Raw genomic sequence first — 19973 nt, forward strand, 5'->3', positions numbered from 1 at the left:
GACGGTCGAGAAGGCGCCGGTCGTGCCGGTCGTGACGATCGATCCGCTGCTCGACCTGCTCAAGCTGCCCGACCTCGTCAACGGTTCGTCGTCCGCGGCGCAGGTGCTGACCGGTGTCGACGGTTCGAATGTCTTCTACTTCGCATCGGCGGCTACCACCGGCAACGATCGCGTCACCAACTTCGGTCATTCCGACCTGCTGGTGGTCGATACCAAGCTGTATGACGGCAACAACGATGGCATCATCGCGCTGTCGGGCAACAAGGTATCGATCGACGCACCGAAGGTCGGCGACTTCGTCCAGCTCGACGGCGTCAACGCCCTGCGCTTCCTCGGCACCGATGTTGCTGGTCATTCGGTCTACGGCGATGCCGCGGTCCGTCCGAAGGGGGCGAAGGAAGGCACGTTCGCCGACAACGCCTTCAACGGCGATACCGGCGACAAGGCGAAGAACGTGTTCTTCTTCGACACCGGCCTCGGCCTCGACCTCGGCGACGACTCGATCGGCCGCTTCGGCAAGCGCGATCTGGTCGTCACGACCAGCAAGCTGGCGGACGGCAACAATGATGGCATCGTCACTGGCGTCGCCGGCAAGTTCGGCCTGCCCGACGATACCGGTTCGATCCTGCTGAAGGGCACGACGGGGACCGCAGTCGACTCGCTGGAGTTCGACGGTTCGATCCTGCGCGATGGCGTGACCTACTATGTCTACTCGCTGGTCGGCACGACCGGCACCGACACGGCCGACATCGGCTTCTGATCCGACGGACAGAAGCGCATACGGGCGGGCAGCGATCCAACAGGGTCGCTGCCCGTCCTGTTTTACGGGCGATCGGTCCGCTGGCGTTCGTCGTGGAGCGACGCCATGATGGACCGTCCGCGGCGATACCGATTCTTCACGTTTCGGTCCTATCCCAGACGAAAGCGTGGAGAGTGGATATGGAGCTGGAACGTCTGTGCGCCGTCATCGCCAATGTGGAGACGATGGGCGGCGATCCGATGAGTGAAATCCTCGCGCCGAGCGAGATCCGGGCGGTGGCGGAGGCGATCCTCGAGTCAGGCGTTACGATGCCTTCGACCGGCGAGATGCCCGGCCAACGCGCGCCCGGCGCGGTGTGGATGCAGCGTATTCCGCCGTTCATGCACGACTGTTTCAGCGCCTGATCGACCGCAGGTCGTCGCGGACGACCGGAATTTCCCGGCGACCGGGCAATACCGTCGATCCGACGGCGAACACCCTGCAGGGGCCGGTCGCTATTCAGCGCAAACTGGACCGCGTGCCGGTTCCCCCGAGACGTTCCGGCGTGAAATCGACCGCTAACGATGCGCAAATTGGCTCGGCTCGCGGCGATGGCGGGACGTCGGACATTGGAACCGGTTCGGGGCGACGATCGTGCAGGGCGCCCGGGGACCATCGCGATGCATGGCGATCCTTCCCGGTACAATTTCCGATCACCGTGCGTCCTAGAGCGGTTTCGGATCACGTTGGATCACCAGACGACGGTGATTTCGGTTCGGGGCGAGGCGCGAGGAGGAAACGAGGCGGACGCGTCGCGACCGACGAGCAACGCCGGCCCGGATCGAAAGCGCCCCCCGGAGAAGCAGGCGCCCAAAGGGCGATGACGGCGGTTCGAAGTGGCCGGAAAACGCTCTAGCCACGGTTAGGGTTTGGTTCGCCGACGCGAAACGGAGCAGCACTGCTTTCCACAACGCGACCGACGAGCGACATGATGACAGGCCGAAAGCAGTTCGTCGCGTAAGCGGTCGCCCACAGGGGGGTGACGATAGTGCACGCTGATCCCAAGCCGCTCTGAGGTAGCGAATATCGACCTTTCCCGATCGACGGTGCCTCGCCTTTCGTGGCGAACCCCGAATCTCTATCGCGCTGCATCATTAACGACTGTTACGAATATCGCGGTGCAGCAACGAAAGCAGGCGCTGGCTAACGCGCCAGAACCAGGCGATCGATCGCGTGATCGGGCGATCGGCTTCGTTCCAGAACGCCCGCCGGAAGCACTGGCCCGTCACCACCACTTAGCGGCGGCGGATACCGATCGCATATCGTGTCGCGACGACATGGGACGATACGACCGGCAATATCGTGCACCCCCTGCCCTTCGGCAATCCATACGAAAAAGGGCGCCAGCGGAATACGCTGACGCCCTGTTCGTTACCGTGCCGTCCGGTCGGACGGCGCGGTACGCTATTATGCGCCGGCGGTCGGATCGAAGGTCGAACCGGCGGTGCCGTAGTAGAAGTATTCCACGCCGTTGATGACGTTGGTGCCCAGATAGTGCACGTCCTGCAGGTTCGGCGCGTTGAAGTCGAGCTGACCGCCCGGGCCGGTCGTCGGATCGCTCGACTTCGGACCTTCGGCACCCGAAACGTCCAGAACCTGGTTCTGACCGAAGGTGACGATTTCGTTGCCGGTGCGGTCGAACAGCTGGCTGGTGGTGACGAGCAGATCGTCGTTGCCGAAGCCGGTCAGCGTGTCACCGCCGAGGTTCAGACCCAGTGCGTTGTCGACCAGCAGAACCTTCGACGAGGCGCCGAAGTTGATGGTGTCGTTGCCGACGGTGCCTTCGGTGACCCGAGCTGCACCGAATTCGGTCCACAGGTTCTTCAGCGTCGCCGAATCGGCGTACACATGCTGGCCACCCTTGGCGCCGAGGTAACGGATCTCGACGATGTCCGACTCAGGACCGACGAGCTGCAGCTGGTCGTTGCCCGGGTTGTTGCGCGTGGTCCGATCGATGTCGAGCACGCCGTTCGGGCCGAACTGGATGAAGCCATCGTTGTTGCCGTCGAAGATCTTGACGGTGTTGATCAGCGAGTCGTTCGAATCGAAGCCGATGAACGAGTCATCGCCGACTGCGCCGGCTGCGATCACGAACGCGGTGGCGCCGGTTGCGACATAAACATCATCGCCACCGTTGGCGGCGACGACCTGGGTGTTCGCCGTCTGGATCAGCGTATCGTTGTTGCGGAAAGCCATTTTATTTTCTCCCTGAAAGACAATTCGTTGAGCGCACTTCCCGGAAGGGCCCGCTCCTTGGCGCTGCATCTATAAATTCGTTTATTTGCTGTCAACCAGATTCCGCAGTTGCAAACAGTCCTCTAGCCTCAACGTCCAAATACAGGACAGTAATTAACCCTAACAATGTTTCCGGGTTTCTGCCGCCTGACAGAGTAACGGAAGCGTTAAAACGATTGTACAAATAGTATACCGAGGCAGGCGGTGGCTTTTCACCGTTGAGCGCATGCCGGTATCTGGACGACGACGCCGAACCGAACGTTTCACAGGATGGCCCGTTCAGGCCTCGGTATCGGCACCCACACGCAACGGCAGGCAACGAGCCGGCACGCCAACCGCGACATGCGACGCCGGCACATCGCCACGGACGACCGCGTTAGCGCCGACGACCGCACCGTCGCCGATCACGACGCCACCGATCAATTTGGCGCCCGCGAACAGGATGACATTGTCGTGCAGGACCGGATAGCGGCCGTCCTGCCAGTCACCCATCCGCGCCCCGCCCAGCGTGACTTGCTGGAATATCGTGCAATTTCTGCCGATCTCGGTGCCGGAGCCGATGACGATCCCTTGGGGATGCGGCATTTTCAGGCCCGGCGCGATCCGGCTGTCCGGCTGGACGTAGCAACCGAATTCGCGTTGCAGACGGCGGCACAGCCAGCGGGTCAGGCGCGGACGCCCCTGCCGGTGCGCATGCTGGGCACAGCGGATCAGGGCAAGCACCCGGCCCCGCCCCTGCCGGACGAACAACAGCCACAGCAGCTGGTCCATACGCGGCGGACGCTCGCCGAGGCGCAATTCGGTCGCAAGGGCGATCAGCGGCGGCACCTCTGGTGCGCCTGATCGGCCGTCTGCAATCCGTTTCACGGGGTTCTCCAACGATAGCTGCGTGCGGATGGTTTCTATCAATGGTTAGTGCCGCGGCAACATTATTCGTTGCAGTGCAATAACGGAATAGTCGATTGTGCCCGCGTGGGACAGTTATGCGTCCTTTCGGCAACGCCGCTCGCCCATCGCGTACATGGTTAAAAAACGGTTTGCGGACCCGCTGGTTTTGGCCACACTGTCAACGACGTACCGGGGAGTTCGACATGCCGCGCTGGAAACGGGACCGTTCGATCGGGCTGGCAACGGCGGCGCTGGTGCTGCAATCCGCCGCGGCGCCATCGCCGCTGTGGCGCGCGGCGCGACAGATCGCGTTTCAATGCGTCAACGCGACGACCGACCAGTGCCTTGCGCTGCTGGCAGAAGCACGTCGCGGTGCGCCGATGCCGATCGCCTTCGATACGAAACCGTCGACCGGCACGCTGATGCTGGTCGCGGATCTGGCCGCCGTCGACGGACGGCACGCCATCGCCCTTTCCGCCCGCCCATCGATCGAAATCGACGATTCGCAGGGGGAATGGACGCCGCCACGCATGACTGCCTTGCCGGACGAAGGGCTCGACGCGCTGGCGCGGCGAACGTTCGACCGGTTGCTGCCGTGGCGTACGACACGACCGACCACCAAGTTCAACAGGGAGTATCCGGGATGACGATGCAACTGGCCGAGGGCGAAGTACACGCCGAACGCGACTGGCCGACCTTCGGCGACGATCTGGCGCCTGCCATCTCGCTCGATCCGTTCGCCGGACAAAGCTATGCCGACAAGCCGATCGCTTCGGTCGGACAGGTCGCTTCCATCCTGAACCGCAGCGGCTATTCGTGGCTGAAGAACAATTATGGCGAACTGGCCGACGGCGTTCTGAACTTCGGCTTCTGGAACAGTTACGACGAACTGCTGAACAGCTATTATGTCGATGCCACCAGCACGAGCGCGTTGAACGAAGCCTTTTACGGGGCAGACTTTTCGGTGTTCAACGCGGGCCAGCGCGGCATCGCCCGCGAAGGCATCGCGCTGTGGGACGATCTGGTGGCGATCAGCTTCCAGGAAACCAAGTCCTACAATGCCGACATCACCTTTGGAAACACCTATACCGGCGGTGCGCAGGCCTATGCCTATCTGCCATTCGGCAGCGTGTTCGATGCGGCGGCGGCGGCCGACGGGTTCGAGGATTATGGCCGGTTGAGCGGCGACGTCTGGATCGACGGCTTCGTCAGCTCGAACTTCTTTCCGCTCGACGACAGCTTCTATGCCAAGACGACGATCGTCCACGAACTGGGTCACTCGCTGGGGCTGAGCCATCCCGGCGATTACGACGCGCTGGACGACGATGACGGCGACGGCGTGCCGGACCCGATCAGCTATGCGAACGACGCCAGCTATGCGCAGGATTCGCAGCAATATTCGATCATGAGCTATTTCGACGCGGCGGAAACTGGCGCGCAGCACATCGACTGGGCCAATCTGCGCTTCGGCTATGCCGCGACGCCGCTGGTGCACGATATCGCCGCGATCCAGCGCATTTATGGCGCCGATACGACCACGCGGACCGGTGCCACCGTCTACGGTTTCAACAACACGGCCAATCGTGAAGAATATGACTTCACGAAGAACAAGGCGCCGATCGTCGCGATCTACGATGCCGGCGGCACCGATACGCTCGACTTCTCCGGCTGGAACACGCCGTCGGTGATCGACCTGAACGAAGGCGCATTCTCGTCGGGCGGCGGGATCGAGGCGTTCCTGACGCTGGAACAGGTCAATGCCAATCGCGCGCTGCTCGGCCTCGCCCCGCGCAGCCAGGCGACGTTCGATGCCTATACCGACCTGCGTGAACAGCTCGGGCTGACGTCGGGCCTGTTCACCGACAACATCTCGATCGCCTATGGCACGGTCATCGAAAATGCGGTCGGCGGCGGCGGCAACGACCTGTTGATCGGCAACCGGGTCGCCAACGTCCTGACCGGCGGTGCCGGGCGCGACGTGTTCGAACTGCGCATTTCGGGCGTATCGGGCGCGGATCGTGTGACCGACTGGCAGCGGGGCGACATCCTCGCCGTCGACAAGGCACTGCGCGACAACAACAATGACGGCATCATCACGTGGCGCGGCGCGACCCTGCTGCTCGATTCGTCGGATGGCGATGCGGTCACGCTGGTCGGGGCGAGCGGCACCAGCGGCCTGCGCCTGTTGGGTGTCGAGGACGGCATCTATTATTATGGCGATGCCCGCGTCCGTCCGGTGGCCCGCGCCAACCAGCAGGTCACCGAAAGCGGCGGTGGCGACGAAACGCTGCGCAGCAGCAGCAGCAAGAAGATATCGGACATCTTCTTCTTCGACACCGGCGGCGCGGTGGGAACGGGCAACGATACGCTCGCTTTCACCAACCGCGACATGATCGTCACGACATCGGCACTGAACGACGACAATGGCGATGGCATCATCCGCTTCGGCAGCGGTGTCCTCGACCTGACCGGAACCGGCGGCACGGTGGCGATCACCGGCGCCTCCGCACTCGAACTGGACGGCATGATCGAACAGAACGGCGTGCGCTACTATGTCTATAGCGCGATCGGCAGCGACGTCGGGCNGTTTCCGCAACCCCGCCGCCCCCTTCGCAAAGCGCGACCGGCTCTGCTAAGGGCCGGTACGAAGTGTCGAATATCAGGGGGTACGATCATCGTGGCGAGTGAACATAAGCACGTGACGGTTCTCGTGCCGGTGTGGAACAATCCCGATCAGCTCGAACGCTGCGTCGAAGCGCTGAAGGCGCAGGATTATCCCGCCGATCTGTACGAGATCGTCGTGATCGACAACGGATCGACCGACGATACCGCCGCGCGGGCCGAACGCTGCGGCGTGCGCGTGCTGGTGCAGACCAAACCCGGCTCCTATGCCGCGCGCAACCTTGGCATCGCCGCGACCAGCAGCGACTATCTGGCCTTCACCGATTCGGACTGTATTCCCGACCGGCGCTGGCTGTCGACCGCGATGGCGCGCGCGGAGGCCGAACCCAATCTGGGCGTCGTGGCGGGCCGTATCAAATTGTTCAGCGAAGCGGGCGGCGACGCGGGCGGCTGGGCCGAAAGCTATGAGGCGGTCGTCGCCTTTCCCCAGCATCAGGCGAGCAGCGGCACCTGTGCCACCGCCAACTGGCTCAGCCCGCGCGCGGCGATCGTCGAGGCCGGCGGGTTCGACGAAACCGTAAAGTCGGGTGGCGACCATCATATGGGCATGCGGGTGCGCGACTCGGGCCGGACGATGATCTACGAACCCGAGATGATCGTGCTCCATCCGACGCGGGCGACCTTTTCGGCGCTGCTCGAAAAGCGCCGTCGGCTGACCGGAGGCCATTGGGATCGCACGCACGGCCGCATGCGGTTGCCGCGTGCGTTGGGCAAGAATCTGCTCGAAACCGGGCGGCGGGGGAAAAAGGTGCTGCTGGCGGCCGACGCGCCGCTGGCGACCCGGCTGAAGGCGGAAGCGATCCTCGTCCTGCTCGGGATCGCCGATGTCGGTGAATATATCCGGTTGAGCCTTGGCGGGAAAACCGTTCGATGAAGTCTGCGCCTGCGCGCGACGGCGGTTCCGGCACGCGGCCGATGGACCTGTGGCTTCCGCTGATCCCGGCCTTCGCGATCAGCTATAACGGCCTGTTCGCCGCCGCCGCCGCTGCGGGCGCACCGATGAACAACGGGATCGTCGTCGCGACGGAGATCCTCATCATCGCGCTGGCGATCGGCCTGTCGCTTTATCGCGACGGCGTGCGACGCGAAGATACGCCGTCGATCCTGTTCCTTGGCACGATCGTCGGCGTAGCACTGGCTGGATCGATCCTGTTCGAACGTCCGATGATCGAAGGCGTGCGCAACGTCCTCATCATCGTCGGCTTCACCATGCTGGGCAGCAGGTTCGACGAACCGATGCTCCGACGGGCCTTCGTGCTGAGCTGCGCCGTCGCGCTGGGGGTATTGCTGATCGAGATCAGCAACGTCGAAACCTATGCCTCGATCTTCCGGCCGGCGGACTATCTGTCGAAGACGCGCGGCTATGTCGTCAACGAATTCGACGATATCGGGCTGGCGGCCGGGACCGTGCAATATGAAGGACGCTTCTCGTTCGGCATGTACAGCGGCCCGCGCACGTCCTCGATCTTTCTCGAACAGGTCGGCATCAACTGTTTCTCGATCGTGTCGATGGTCTATCTCTGCACGATGTGGCCGCGCCTGCCGATCCTGCAACGGATCCTGACGCTGGCGACCGTGATCCTGATCGTGGTCACCAACAATGCCCGCATGTCGGCGATCCTCGCGCCGCTGTTCCTGATCGGATATTTCGTGTTTCCGCGCCTGCCCCGCTATTGGGCGGCGCTGATCCCGCCGCTGTCGCTGGCGGCGACGTTCATCATCTTCGCCTTCGCGCGGGTCCGCTATGGCGACGATCTGATCGGGCGGATCGCCACGACCTATCGCGTATTGAACAACATGTCGGCAGGCGACCTGATCCTCGGCGCTCCGGCGCTGATCGCGCGCACCGGCGACACGGGATATGGCTTCGTCATCGCATCGATGGGGCTAATCGGCGCCATCGCCTATTGGGCGTATCTGACGATCGTCGTGCCGCAGAGTTCGCCGATCGCGCGCCGGGCGGCATGGGCGGCCAGCGTCTATATCTATATCTGGCTGCTGATCGGCGGCACCGGCACCTTCTCGATGAAGTCCGCGCCCTTGCTGTGGCTGCTGCTCGGCTACATGCGCGCGACGCACATGCCGCCGGTATCCGTCAAACGGCTCAAGGCGGGCTTCGCGCCCCGCCGCCCCGACATGCTGCGCGGGGCGACCGGCTGAACGGTCGCCCTACGCCGAACGATCAGCCGAAGGCGTGCATCGCCGCATAGCCGATCGCACCGACCGCCAGCCATGGTGCGACGGCATAGGCGACGAGGAACAATGCGCGATACCGGATCGGCCATTTGAACGGCACCGCCACCGGCGCGACGTCCAGCGACACGACGTTTTCCTGTGTCGCGGCGGACACCGCACCGGCGCGCAGCGGGATCAGGAACTCGCAGCCATAGCCTTCCTCGCCATGCCACACGACCCGCGCCTCGATCCCGCCGACCCCGGCGATGCCGAGCTGGACGAGCTCTTCGGCGGCCAGCGCCTGCCGCGTCTTGATACGGCAGCCGAACCGGGTGAGGTCGAGCAATTCGCTGACGACCGGCGGTCGCGACGCGACACGCAGGATACAGGTGCGGCCGACCGGCGTACGATCGTCGTCCCGACGCGTCGGGGTATCAAGAACTAGGTTGCGGGCCGACAAGTTCACGGCATCCTCCATCTGTGTGCAAGAACAGATAGAGCAGATGTCTTACCAAATCTTTGCGCGACGCATTGCGTGCCAAGGTTAGCCACGTATTAACCGTGAAATAGTTAATAAATGGTTTTCACGTTGCCGTTGTTGTTCTTCCGCGTTCTGTTCGAACCGAGGTTCGCCGATCGCTAGTGCCGCAGAAGGATTGCGTCGTTGGCGCGCAAGTAGCTGCAATCTGGCCGCTCGCCCCATATCGGCGAGATATCGCCCGATCAGGCCCCCGTCCCCGCCCGACGGCGCGCGATGCTTCAGGCGAAGCGAACGTATAGAAAGATTGTACCCGCTCCGCTGCGAATCGCGGTCAGAGCGTCCATTCGACTTCGCGAATCGCGCGCGCGGGATTGCCGGCGACCAGCGTGCGCGGCGGAACGTCCTTCACCACCACCGATCCGGCGGCGACGACCGCGCCCGATCCGATCGTGACGCCCTTCACGATGATGACGCCGATCCCGATCCAGACATCGTCGCCGATCACGACCGGCGCTTCCCGCGCGCGCGCGCCCGACAGGTGGTGATGATCGGTATCCATGATGACGGTCCGCGCCGCGATCGCCACGCGGTCGCCGATCGTGATCGCGCAGTGGCAATCGATCCGGACGTCGTCCGCCAGATAGCCGCTGCCCAGCATCAGCCGCCCGGTCGGGCCGACACGCAGCCGGACGCCCCGGTGCAGCACGAAATTGCCCGTCACGGTCATCGCGCCGCCGGGCCGGACGGTGACCTCCGCCGCGTGCGGCACCTGTCCCGGCCAGTATTTACCGATCGACAGCCGCCCGCCGCCGCCGATCCGTGCCGCCGACAGGCGAGCCTTGCGATACAGGAGCAGCCGGACCGGCTGTCCGATATTGGCGATCGCCGTCCGTACCGGCGCCAATTGTGCAAGTCGCGCCAGCATCGATCGTGATTCCCATCATCGGTGAGCCCGAACGCCGGAACCCCCCAGGCGGTCAGTAGGTGTTGCGGTGCACCACTACCTTCAGCGTCATGGCGAGGATACCGATATCGCGCCAGAACGACCAGTTGGCGGCATATTCCAGATCGGCCTGCAACCGGCGGGTCAGATCCTCGACATGGTTCGTCGCGCCGCGATAACCGCGAACCTGCGCCAGACCGGTGATGCCGGGCTTCAGCGTGTGGCGATGCCAGTACCGTGCATCGACGTCCCAGAACAGGTGATTGCCCGCCATCGATCCCAGCGCATGCGGACGCGGTCCGACAATGCTCATGTGGCCGAACAGGACGTTGAGCAGCTGCGGCAGTTCGTCGATGCTGGTGCGGCGGATGAAATAGCCGACCCGGGTGATGCGATCGTCATCGCGCTTGGTCGATACATTGCCGTCCGCATCGCAGCTCTCGACCCGCATGCTGCGAAACTTGAGGATGTCGAAGAACTCGTTACCGCGTCCGACGCGGCGCTGCCGGAATAGCACCGGCCCCGGACTGTCGATCTTGATCGCCAGCGCCGTCAGCAGCAGCGCGGGCGCGAGGAACACCAGCGCGGGGATGCAGAAGGCCAGATCGAACGCGCGCTTGGCAAAGGCATTGCGCAGCGACAGCGGCCCGACCGATACCGTCAGCGTCGGGCGCCCGCCGACATGCGACACGCCCAGCGCCCCGAACGTCTCGATCGCGTCGACCACCACGTCGCCGCGCACGTTCGCGCCTTTCAGCATCATCGCCCAGTTGCTGCACGATTCGCTGCCGCACGCGACCACTACCCGTTCGCATTCGCGGATCAATTGACCGAACTTGTTCAGCATCGCCGGGTCGCGCAGGTCGGGGGACAGGCCGATGTCCTGCGCCCGTACCACCCGGAACCCCGCCGGAGCCTCGAACTCCGAACCGTCGAGGATCAGCATCCGTACCAGCAGGCGGTCGCGCAATCGCGATTCGACGTACATCGCCATCGCCTGACGGAACACGACCAGCAACGACGTGCTGACCGCCATCGCGACCGCCAGCAGCAACCGCGACAGATCGCGTTCCAGTTTCAGGAAATAGGACAGCAGGAACAGCACGCCATAGGTGAACAACAGCGCGCGGACCGCCGGCGCGGTGTCGACCGACACGTCCTGTGCCGAACGCAGCGAAAACGCACCGGAATTGAACGCGATACCAGTGTACACCGTGCTGGTTACGATCAATAATTCGACCAGGCCGAAATCCGACCGCAGCAGATGACTGGGCAGCAGAAAACCGATCGCGATCGCCAGAAAATCGAGCGTCAGCAAGGCCGCGTACAGCCGCAGACGCAATGCGTGCGGCGTTAACCAAAATCGCGACTTTGGTGCCACGCCGACAATTTCCGATGCGGAATTGGACGGCATTTTCGTCACCCGTTGACCCCCGGTTTTTATTCGATCGCCATGCTGTAATGACAGAGTGTTATCGTGATGTTGCCATGCGATAATTGTGTCGTGCATGGATCAATTGCCATGGCGAAGCAAGTGCCGCGCCATCCGTCGGCGCGCCGGATAGAAGCGCGGCTCGGACGGGCCGCTATGCCTTATCGCAGAACGCCGCGATATAATCGTTCGAACGCGTCGACATGGCCACGCCATCCGAAGCGCGCATCAAGCAGCGTGTCGAGCGCCGCCGGATCGGGCCGCTCGACCTCCGGGTAATGCCACGCGAACGCCGCGCCCGATTCGGGGTCCGAAAAATCGACGATGCGTCCGAACCCCATGGTCGCGACGGTCCGCTGGAACGCGGGAATCGCGTTGAGCACCGGATACAGATGCGCCGATGCCCCCTCGATCGCGGCAAGGCCGAATCCTTCATAGCTGGACGCGGACGCATAGACCGACGACCGGCGGATCAGGTCGGCGATCTGCGCATCGGTCGGCGTCACGACGACCTCGACCGCATGGGAGACGCCGTTCGCCGCCGCGTGATCGCGCAATTCCTGTGCGGTGACCCCCATCGGCTTGCCGGCCACGATCAACCGCCATGCGGGATCGACACCATGCATCGCGGCGAACCATGCGATCAGTTCGAACAACCCCTTGTTCGGTGCCAATCGCCCGAAATACAGCACCGTCCGCGCCGACGGATCGGCCAGCCCGCGAAACTTGTCGAGCGTCACCCCGTTTTCGATCAGGGTAAGGTCGCGGCGACGGATCTGGCCGAACCGCTCGAAATCGGCGGTGCTCGACGCGCCGACGGCGGCATATTGGGTCAATGCGGCGCGGGTGACGGTCGCGAAATAGCGTTCCTTCATCTTGCCGGCGAACTGGGTGTGGAAGAACCCGCCATGCGTCGACAGCACCAGCTTGCGGCGGTGGATCGGGCGGGTCAGCGCCAGATAGTCGAACAGAAAATCGACGCCGTGGACGTGGACGATATCCGCGCCGCCCAGATGGCGCAGCACGCCCGGCGCGACGGGATAGCGCTTCGATCCGCGCCATCCGACACGACGGATGTCGATACCGTCCACCGCATCCCGATGCGGCAGATGCCGGCCGTCCGGTTCGTCGAAGATACGGTCGAGCGTCACCACCCGGACCCGGTGCCCGTCGGCCAGCTGATAGCGCGCCAGTTGCAGCACGCATTCCTCCATACCCCCGATACCGGGATGGAATTGCCGCACGACATGCGTGATCGACAAGGGCGCTCCGGTCATCGTCCAACTCCCCGTTCGCCGCGCGGGGCGGGCCGTATCATCCGTTGATAGTCCGACAGCGGACAGCGCATCCGTTCCGCCTTGGCGCATTCGATCTTGAACGGGTAGCGATCGGGCCACATCCGCCCCCCGCCCCACCATGTCACGCCCAGCAGCACGTCGCCATTGGCGCGCAGGTCCGCCACCGCATCCTCGCCCACCGCGCGGCAACTTGCCGGGATCGCGCCATAGCCGCCGAACGCGCTTTCGGTGATGTATCCCTTCCAGCCGCGCTTGCGCAGCTGCGCGGCGAACCGGTCGAACCCGCTTTCGGTGCGCGGCTGGCCGTCTTTCTTCTTGCACGCCGCCTTCGTTCCCGATCCGTCGGCATCGAAATAGCGATGCCCGTTCAGAAAGGTGTTGTCCGCCGGATCGAGCGGCCCCGGCGTCCGCTCCAGCGCGCAGGCGGCGCTGGCGCATTCCTTGCTCGACGGCTCGTGCTTGTCGAACCGGGTGATGCCCGAATATCCCGGCCATTCCAGCAGGATCGGGTGGCGAATGCCCGCCTTGCGCAACCCGGCGATCACTGCCTTGGCATCGGTCGCCCATTGCATCCACGGCACCCGGCGCGGTTCGTTGACTAGGTCGAGCAGAACCGATCCGTCATCGGGAAAGCGTCGTGCCAGCCCGCTCCAGAACGCGATCTGGTCGGGCACCGGCTGCCAGCGCGACGAATGATTGTCGAGGATCACCGGCACGCGACGCGATCTGGCAAAATCGACGATTCCGCGCAGCTCGGCGATCCGGGCGGGCGTCATCCGGTCGGGCCGGAACGGATATCGGATCAGGTCGAACTGCAGCCGGTCGATCGCATTGCGCACATCGTCCATCGACGGGCGCACCGCATCGTTCGCCTTCGCCTCCGCCCCCGACAGGTTGATGCCGAACCGCGGCATCGTGGCGCGCGGGGCGGCACCGGGGGCGGGCGCGGTATCGACGACCGCCCTCGCCCCGCCGTCGCTGGCCCCGGTCAGCACCGTCGCGCCGAACCCGGCGATCGCCACCACCCCCAGCGCCAACGCGGCCAGCGGCCCTGCCCGGCCCCGGCGGGGAACGGTCAAGACGTCGCCCCCCGGCGGCGGACCCGGCCCAGCATCCGCGCCGCGCTGTCCAGCAACGACACGAGGAAATCGCCGAGCAGCCAGCGCGGACGCAGCCAGAACAGCACCAGCGCGAGCAGCGACAGCACCGCACCCGACACCGACAGCGTCACCAGCGTCGGCGCGCCGTTCATCCGCAGCACCCACACCACCGGCTGGACACACAATGTCGCGACCAGCGCGAGCAGCAGGCCGTTCATATGGCTGCGCACGAAATCGCCCAGCGACACCTTCACCAGCCGGCATGCGTTGAAATTGACGACGATATAGAAGGCCACGACGGCGATACTGCCCGCCGTCGCCACCGCGTTGATACCGTACGGATATGCGATCAACGCACCGCCGACGACCATGATGACATAGACGATCTGGTTGGTGATCATCGGTCCGGTCGCCGCCTTGGCCCGCTGCAACGATCCGCCGACCTTCGCGCCCAGCCGGAAATAGGTCGCGGAACACAGGATCGCGAACGGCCCGATCACCGCGCCCCAGCGCGACCCGAGGATCAGGTCGATGACTTCGGGGGCCAGCACCGCCAGCAGCGCCGACATCGGCATGCCGATCGCGGACGTCAGTTCGGTGCCGCGCAGAAACGCCTCGCGCAATTTCGGCGCATCGTCCTGCACCTGCGCCATCGCCGGGAACACCAGCCGTTCGGCGATGCGGCTGTACAGGTCGGACGGTACGCTCATCAGGTTGAACGCGCGCGAATACAGGCCCAGCGCGGCGGCATCCATCGTGCGGCCGACGACCATGTTGTTGGCGCGCAGCGCGAAGAAGTTGATGACCTTGGCGATCGAAAAGCCCGCCCCGCGCCGCATCAGCCGCTTCGCACCCGCACGGTTGAGCAGGGGGCGCATCGGAGGACGGACGATGACGACCAGCCAGATCGCCTTGAACCCGGTTTCCGCCAGCGTCGCGGCGACCAGCGCCCAATATCCCCAGCCCATCCACGCCAGCAGAATGCCGATCCCGCCGGTGCCGACGACGCGCGCCAGCAACTGCGCGATCATCACCCGCCGCGCGTCGAGCTGCCGCACCAGCAGGTTTTCCGGCACGATCCCGAACGACTGGATGATGAACACCAGCGCCAGCACGCGGATCACCTCCGTCACGCCGTCGATCCGCAGGAATTCGCCCGCCAGCGGTGCCAGCAATTGCGCCAGCGTGAAATACAGGATGCCGTTCAGGAAGACGAGCGTGCCGGCGATGCGGATATCGTCGCGGGTCAGCCCCGGAATCTGGACGATCGTCGCGCCGATCCCGACCTCGACCAACAGCGTCGCGAGCTGGATGAAGATCGTCGCGCCCGCGATGACGCCGAAATCATGCGGGAACAGGATGCGCGCCAGCACGGCGATGAACCCGACCTCGATGACCTTCGACGCCAGTTGCAGCCCGGTCATCCAGCCGGCACCGGCGGCCAGCTTGCGCTTCATCGATCCGGGCGGTCCGGCGCTCGACACCGGATCGCGATCCTCGATACGGGTATCGTCGCTCATATCATCCGGATGCCTGTTGGAGCAGTGGCGGGCCGGCGTCCGGGGACGCCCGCCCGCAGTAGCTCAGAAAATACGCTCGCGTACGAACAGCACGTCGTCGGGCTGGACCAGCCCGGCAAGGTCAGCGTCCAGTTCGCGACCGGCGCGGTACAGCGTGACCTTGCGTTCCGATCCCGACAGCGTCGGGCCGCCGGCACGGGCCAGTGCCTGACGCACCGTCATGCCCGGCGCGATGCGGAACGTGCCCGCGTTGCCGATCTGGCCATAGATATAATATTGCGGGGCGGTGCCCGCGAACACCGCATCGCCCGGCTGGAGCGCGACGTCGGGCGTGCGCCCCCGCGCGATCAGGATCAGGCTGTACGGTTCGATCTTGCCGCCGGCGCGACGCACCTCGACGATATCCGCGCCACTCTCTTTCAGCCCGCCGACACGCGCGACCAGTTCGGTCAGCGTCACCGGCCGGTCGAGCGGGACGATGCCCGGACGATTGAACTCGCCCAGCACCGTCACGGTACGGCTGGCATATTCGAGGATCTCGACGTTCACGATCGGGTTGTTGATGTACCCGCCGCGCTTGAGTTGTTCCTGCACCGCGCTGGCCAGCGCCTGCGTGGTGCGGTTGCTCGCCTCGACCCGGCCGACCAGCGGCAGGGTGATCGAGCCGTCGGACTTGATCCGCGTCTTCACGGTGGAGCCGCCCTGACCGAAGATCTGCACTTCGATCTGGTCTTCGGCCCCCAGTTGATATCCGCTCCATACGGACTGTGCCGCGGCCGGCGGCACGGCCGCGCCCAGTGACGCGAACGCCACGGCGAAGCTGACGAACCCCTTCATCCCAAGTCCTTCCGAATCAAATGCGCATCATTGCGGACAATGTCGCCGAAAAGCTGTCATAGTCGTAAAATTCATTATCGGCAGCCCGCTTGCGATAGCGGGTGAGCAGTTCGAGCGTCAGCGGCTGGAGCAGGCGATACCGCATGTTCGCCGATGCCGTGACCTGCGTGTCCTTGCCGCGCGGGCGCAGCTGGAATTCGGGATCCTCGCCCCGGAACGTCCGTTCGGCCAGCCGCAGGTCGGCACCGACCGACGTCCGGTTGCTGATCGTCAGGTTCGTACCGAAACTCGCCTGCTGTTGCAGGTAATAGCTGGTGCCGACATTGCCGCGCGCCGCGACCGATCGGCCGAATCCGGCGCTGAAGCCCAGCCGCGACACCGGCTTGTACCCGACCTCGCCCGAATAGGTGATGCCTGCGAAGGGCGTGACGCCGGGCAGTTGCGGCGCGACGTCGGTATAGGCGACTTCCACCTGCGCACTGATCCGCGTGCCGACGCTGCGCGACAGGCGAAGCCCCACCGACCGGACCTCGGTCACGTCCTTCGCCGGGCCGGCGGGCGTCAGCACTTCCCGCGCGCGGCGGATCGACGCCAGCGAACCGAACAGTTGCGCATCGCCCAGCGCGGGCCGGCGATAGGCGATCCCGACCCGGGCATCGATGATCGACTGATCGCGGTCGCGGCGTCGTTCCGAATTCTCGATGCGGAAAAAGCCCGCCGACGCCGCCGGATAGAAACCCGATGGTCGCGGACAACTCATCCGCAGCGAATAGTCCTGCGCGGTCGATACGTTGCGGATGATCTCGCCCAGATCTTCCAGATCGGACTGCGCCTGGAACAGGCTGCCGGTCACTTCGGCGCGGCATCGCGGGCCGGCGCGCAGGTCCGCGCCGCCGGTGAATGCCACGTCCTGCCGGTTCAGAAAGGTGAACCGGTCGTTCCACGCATAACCGGCATAGCCATTGGCGAAGATACGCTGCCGGGCCAGACGGCGGCTGTAGTCCAGCGTGATGCGGGGCGCGATCGACAGATTGTCCGTCTGCCCGCCGCCATCGTTGTTGATGCGCAGCAGGTTGGAGTCGTACACCTCGACCACCGCTAGCGACAGTTCGAACTTGTTTTCCTGCGCATGCGCAGCGGGTGCGAACGCGGCCAGCCCCATGATGCCAGCCGTCGCGGCGACGATCCGTGGCACGCTCATCCCCCCTTCACTCCCCTTGCCCCTCGTCGCCCCGCTGTATGCGTTCGCGACCGATCGGTCAAAACTGTCCGCGCCGATCATGAACGCTGCGATTCGCCACCGAATTGCAGCGCGAGGCGATAGCGGATCAGCGAGAAGCGCGTGCGATAGGCAAAGGCCATTGCCCCGACCTTGGTCGGCCATGCGGCGACCGCCGGATCGATCGCCGCGATGTCGAGGATCGCCCGGCGCGGCGGCGGCAACTGCCGCGCGCAGAAGGCGAGGCATTCGGCCCAGCCCGGCTGACGATCCCGTTCGCCGCCCGCCACGCGGCGGACGCGCTTCATCACCTCGGCCTGGGTCGACCGGGTGGGATGGCCGATCTTCGCCGCCTCGACATACAGTCCGGGCCCGACCGTCCGCCACGCGCGGTTGCCCCATTCGCGGTCGCCGCCGGATTTCATCGACGTCGCGAACGGCCCCACCTTTGCCATCGTGTCGGCACGGGTCAGCATGTTGGCGGTCATCGCAAAATGCACGACCTCTACGAAACGCCGCTGCGGGAACCCGACCGCGAGGTCGAACACCTCGGCCGGTTTCAGCCCCGACGCGCCCGTCGTCACCAGATCGATCGAACCGCCGACGAAGCTCGGCCCGTCGCTCGCCATCAGCGGCGCGATGCCCGCTTCCAGCCAGCCGGCGGATGGCAGGCAATCCGAATCGGTGAACGCCAGCAACGTGCCGCGCGCCGCGGCGATGCCGGTGTTGCGCGCCGCATAGGAGCCGGGCATCGCTTCGCTCAGCCACCGCACTTCGGGAAAGCGCGCCTTCAGCGCGGTCATGTCCTCGGTCGATCCATTGTCGACCACGATGATTTCAGCCCGGTCGGCGATCGTCTGACGTGCCAGCAGATCAAGACACAGTCCAAGACGATGTGTATCATTATAGACCGGAATGATGATCGAAACGATCGGCACCGTACCGGCGGCCGGAACAGACGGATCGGTCATTCGCAAAAGTCCCCTTACGCTTCGATCCGCGCCTTAACGACTGTGCCGGCACAAGTATATGGTTATGCCGCAATGCGGCACGACAAGGTTGACCGACGGTCCCGCGCAAGCCATTGCTCGCCCGGCCGGCAGGCGTATCCATGGTCGGATCGTCGGCGCGGCGCGTGAAACTGAGCAGGACGGAACAGCGGATGAGCAAACGACGGGTCGTCTTCGTTTCCGCGTTCCACGATTACCGTACGGCCAAGCGCGCGAGCATCCATCCGATCGCGCGTGCGCTGGCGCAGAGCGGCTATGACGTCACGTTCCTGTCCACCCGGTTCAGCCGCCTGTCGCGCAGCAAGGGCGATTCGCGCCTGTTCCTGTGGGACCGCGCGAACCGGTACGAAACGGTCGACGGCATCCGCTGTTATCTGTGGCGCACGGCGTTCCATCCCTTTGCCACCGGATCGCGCATCGGCGACACGCTGATGGGGACGCTGTTCCCGCTCTATGCCGAACTGCCCAACCGCGACGTCGACGCGATGTTCGCCGAAGCGGACTATGTGGTGGTCGAGGCGACGGTCGCCGCGATCCTGTTGCGCCGCATCCGCCGGCTGAACCCCACGGCGCGCATCATCTATTACGCGACCGACCGGCTCGATACCGTCGGCGCACACCCCTATGTTCGCCGCCGCCTCGAAAAGGACGGCGCGCTGGTCCATCATATCAGCCTGCGGTCGAGCGTGATGGCGGAAGATTTCGGCTGGGCGGGCGACCGGCTGACCCGGATCGGCTTCGGCATCGATCCGTCCGATTTCGCCGATACCGGGGTGCAGCCCTATGCGCCGGGTACACGCAATGCGGTGTCGGTCGGCGCGATGCTGTTCGACGAACAGTTCTTCCGCATCGCCGCCCCCGCCTTTCCCGACGTGACGTTCCACGTCATCGGATGCGGGCGGACGTTCGATGCGCCGGCGAACGTCGTGCTGCACGACGAAATGCCGTTCCGCGACACCCTGCCATGGCTGCGCCACGCGACGATCGGCCTTGCGCCCTATCACCGCGCGGCAGGCGTCGAATATCTCGCCGAATCCAGCCTGAAGCTGGCGCAATACGAATATCTCGGCCTGCCCGCCGCTTGTCCGGATTTCGCCGCGGGCGACGTCGCCTCGCGCTTCGGCTACGTCAACGACGACGCGACATCGATCACCGGCGCGGTATCGCGCGCACTGGCGGCGGCGGGAACGATCGCGCCCCGCGCCTTCCCCGGCTGGGACGGCATCGGCGAGCGGCTGCTACACCCCGAACGCTATCCCGACACCGCGCTGGGCGCCGGGTCGATGGCGTCGTGAAGCAATAGGCAAGACACGATGAGTATGCGATGGAAGTGCGACGCGGGATGTACCCGATA

General features: G+C 64.8%; 18 protein-coding genes. 7 read left to right on the forward strand and 11 right to left on the reverse strand.

All coding sequences use genetic code 11. From position 1 onward, the window contains the following. The coding region (locus IFT55_RS11385) for a hypothetical protein (protein WP_192092124.1) at positions 1–760 on the forward strand (760 nt) is incomplete at its 5' end. Between the two features lie 179 nt (positions 761–939). Continuing rightward, complete coding sequence (locus IFT55_RS11390; protein WP_192092126.1) at positions 940–1164, forward strand: hypothetical protein; 225 nt, start codon at positions 940–942, stop codon at positions 1162–1164. 1042 nt (positions 1165–2206) lie between these two features. Here IFT55_RS11390 and IFT55_RS11395 read toward each other — a convergent pair. Together IFT55_RS11395 and IFT55_RS17695 are read right to left on the reverse strand one after the other, a co-directional pair. Then, positions 2207–2995, reverse strand: coding sequence for a hypothetical protein (locus IFT55_RS11395; RefSeq protein ID WP_192092128.1), 789 nt, complete (start codon positions 2993–2995; stop codon positions 2207–2209). 318 nt (positions 2996–3313) lie between these two features. After that, the gene (locus IFT55_RS17695; RefSeq protein ID WP_192092130.1) at positions 3314–3901 is read right to left on the reverse strand and encodes a serine acetyltransferase; all 588 of its coding nucleotides are present in this window, start codon (positions 3899–3901) and stop codon (positions 3314–3316) included. 224 nt (positions 3902–4125) lie between these two features. Between IFT55_RS17695 and IFT55_RS11405 the strand changes: the two genes are divergently transcribed. From IFT55_RS11405 to IFT55_RS11415, 4 genes are all read left to right on the forward strand, one after another. Then, the gene (locus IFT55_RS11405) at positions 4126–4569 is read left to right on the forward strand and encodes a hypothetical protein (RefSeq protein WP_192092132.1); all 444 of its coding nucleotides are present in this window, start codon (positions 4126–4128) and stop codon (positions 4567–4569) included. A 758-nt stretch (positions 4570–5327) separates the two neighbouring features. Continuing rightward, a partial coding sequence (locus IFT55_RS17785; RefSeq protein ID WP_446740725.1) for a M10 family metallopeptidase C-terminal domain-containing protein occupies positions 5328–6507 on the forward strand: 1180 nt, incomplete at its 3' end. A 92-nt stretch (positions 6508–6599) separates the two neighbouring features. Next, entirely contained in the window at positions 6600–7478 is an 879-nt protein-coding gene (locus IFT55_RS17240; RefSeq protein WP_206757250.1) for a glycosyltransferase, read from the forward strand. Further along, on the forward strand, positions 7475–8764 hold the full coding sequence (locus IFT55_RS11415) for a hypothetical protein (protein ID WP_192092136.1): 1290 nt from the start codon (positions 7475–7477) through the stop codon (positions 8762–8764). The genes IFT55_RS17240 and IFT55_RS11415 overlap by 4 nt, the downstream gene beginning before the upstream one ends. A 22-nt stretch (positions 8765–8786) precedes the next feature. On the opposite strand, the gene IFT55_RS11420 is transcribed toward IFT55_RS11415, so the two are convergent. From IFT55_RS11420 to IFT55_RS11460, 9 genes are all read right to left on the reverse strand, one after another. After that, positions 8787–9245 (reverse strand): PilZ domain-containing protein, encoded by a 459-nt coding sequence (locus IFT55_RS11420; protein WP_192092138.1) that lies wholly within the window; start codon positions 9243–9245, stop codon positions 8787–8789. 346 nt (positions 9246–9591) lie between these two features. Beyond that, on the reverse strand, positions 9592–10185 hold the full coding sequence (locus IFT55_RS17600) for an acyltransferase (RefSeq protein ID WP_274604043.1): 594 nt from the start codon (positions 10183–10185) through the stop codon (positions 9592–9594). Between the two features lie 52 nt (positions 10186–10237). Continuing rightward, positions 10238–11545, reverse strand: a complete 1308-nt coding sequence (locus IFT55_RS11430) for an exopolysaccharide biosynthesis polyprenyl glycosylphosphotransferase (RefSeq protein ID WP_192092142.1) — start codon at positions 11543–11545, stop codon at positions 10238–10240. A 251-nt stretch (positions 11546–11796) separates the two neighbouring features. Continuing rightward, the gene (locus IFT55_RS11435) at positions 11797–12912 is read right to left on the reverse strand and encodes a glycosyltransferase family 4 protein (RefSeq protein WP_192092143.1); all 1116 of its coding nucleotides are present in this window, start codon (positions 12910–12912) and stop codon (positions 11797–11799) included. Further along, a complete protein-coding gene (locus IFT55_RS11440) occupies positions 12909–14012 on the reverse strand; it encodes a glycoside hydrolase family 5 protein (RefSeq protein ID WP_192092144.1) in 1104 nt (367 codons plus the stop codon). Before IFT55_RS11440 ends, IFT55_RS11435 begins: the two co-directional genes overlap by 4 nt. Beyond that, positions 14009–15553, reverse strand: a complete 1545-nt coding sequence (locus IFT55_RS11445; RefSeq protein WP_192092145.1) for a lipopolysaccharide biosynthesis protein — start codon at positions 15551–15553, stop codon at positions 14009–14011. Before IFT55_RS11445 ends, IFT55_RS11440 begins: the two co-directional genes overlap by 4 nt. 63 nt (positions 15554–15616) lie before the next feature. Further along, the gene (locus tag IFT55_RS11450; RefSeq protein ID WP_192092147.1) at positions 15617–16390 is read right to left on the reverse strand and encodes an SLBB domain-containing protein; all 774 of its coding nucleotides are present in this window, start codon (positions 16388–16390) and stop codon (positions 15617–15619) included. Between the two features lie 16 nt (positions 16391–16406). Further along, entirely contained in the window at positions 16407–17591 is a 1185-nt protein-coding gene (locus IFT55_RS11455; protein WP_192092149.1) for an outer membrane beta-barrel protein, read from the reverse strand. Positions 17592–17668: 77 nt separating this feature from the next. Continuing rightward, positions 17669–18580, reverse strand: coding sequence for a glycosyltransferase family 2 protein (locus IFT55_RS11460; protein WP_192092151.1), 912 nt, complete (start codon positions 18578–18580; stop codon positions 17669–17671). A 191-nt stretch (positions 18581–18771) separates the two neighbouring features. Between IFT55_RS11460 and IFT55_RS11465 the strand changes: the two genes are divergently transcribed. Then, entirely contained in the window at positions 18772–19914 is a 1143-nt protein-coding gene (locus IFT55_RS11465) for a GumK N-terminal domain-containing glycosyltransferase (protein ID WP_192092153.1), read from the forward strand. The last annotated feature ends 59 nt before the right edge of the window (positions 19915–19973 follow it).

The sequence above is a fragment of the Sphingomonas sp. CFBP 13720 genome, from assembly GCF_014842075.1.
Lineage (GTDB): Bacteria > Pseudomonadota > Alphaproteobacteria > Sphingomonadales > Sphingomonadaceae > Sphingomonas.

Bases quoted from the DNA above. Each gene is read 5' to 3' on its own strand.
- IFT55_RS11390 (WP_192092126.1), top strand. From the start codon at position 940: ATGGAGCTGGAACGTCTGTGCGCCGTCATCGCCAATGTGGAGACGATG.
- IFT55_RS11445 (WP_192092145.1), bottom strand. From the start codon at position 15,553: ATGAGCGACGATACCCGTATCGAGGATCGCGATCCGGTGTCGAGCGCC.
- IFT55_RS11465 (WP_192092153.1), top strand. From the start codon at position 18,772: ATGAGCAAACGACGGGTCGTCTTCGTTTCCGCGTTCCACGATTACCGT.
- IFT55_RS11460 (WP_192092151.1), bottom strand. From the start codon at position 18,580: ATGACCGATCCGTCTGTTCCGGCCGCCGGTACGGTGCCGATCGTTTCG.
- IFT55_RS11435 (WP_192092143.1), bottom strand. From the start codon at position 12,912: ATGACCGGAGCGCCCTTGTCGATCACGCATGTCGTGCGGCAATTCCAT.
- IFT55_RS17600 (WP_274604043.1), bottom strand. From the start codon at position 10,185: ATGCTGGCGCGACTTGCACAATTGGCGCCGGTACGGACGGCGATCGCC.
- IFT55_RS11455 (WP_192092149.1), bottom strand. From the start codon at position 17,591: ATGAGCGTGCCACGGATCGTCGCCGCGACGGCTGGCATCATGGGGCTG.
- IFT55_RS11405 (WP_192092132.1), top strand. From the start codon at position 4,126: ATGCCGCGCTGGAAACGGGACCGTTCGATCGGGCTGGCAACGGCGGCG.
- IFT55_RS11450 (WP_192092147.1), bottom strand. From the start codon at position 16,390: ATGAAGGGGTTCGTCAGCTTCGCCGTGGCGTTCGCGTCACTGGGCGCG.
- IFT55_RS11415 (WP_192092136.1), top strand. From the start codon at position 7,475: ATGAAGTCTGCGCCTGCGCGCGACGGCGGTTCCGGCACGCGGCCGATG.
- IFT55_RS11395 (WP_192092128.1), bottom strand. From the start codon at position 2,995: ATGGCTTTCCGCAACAACGATACGCTGATCCAGACGGCGAACACCCAG.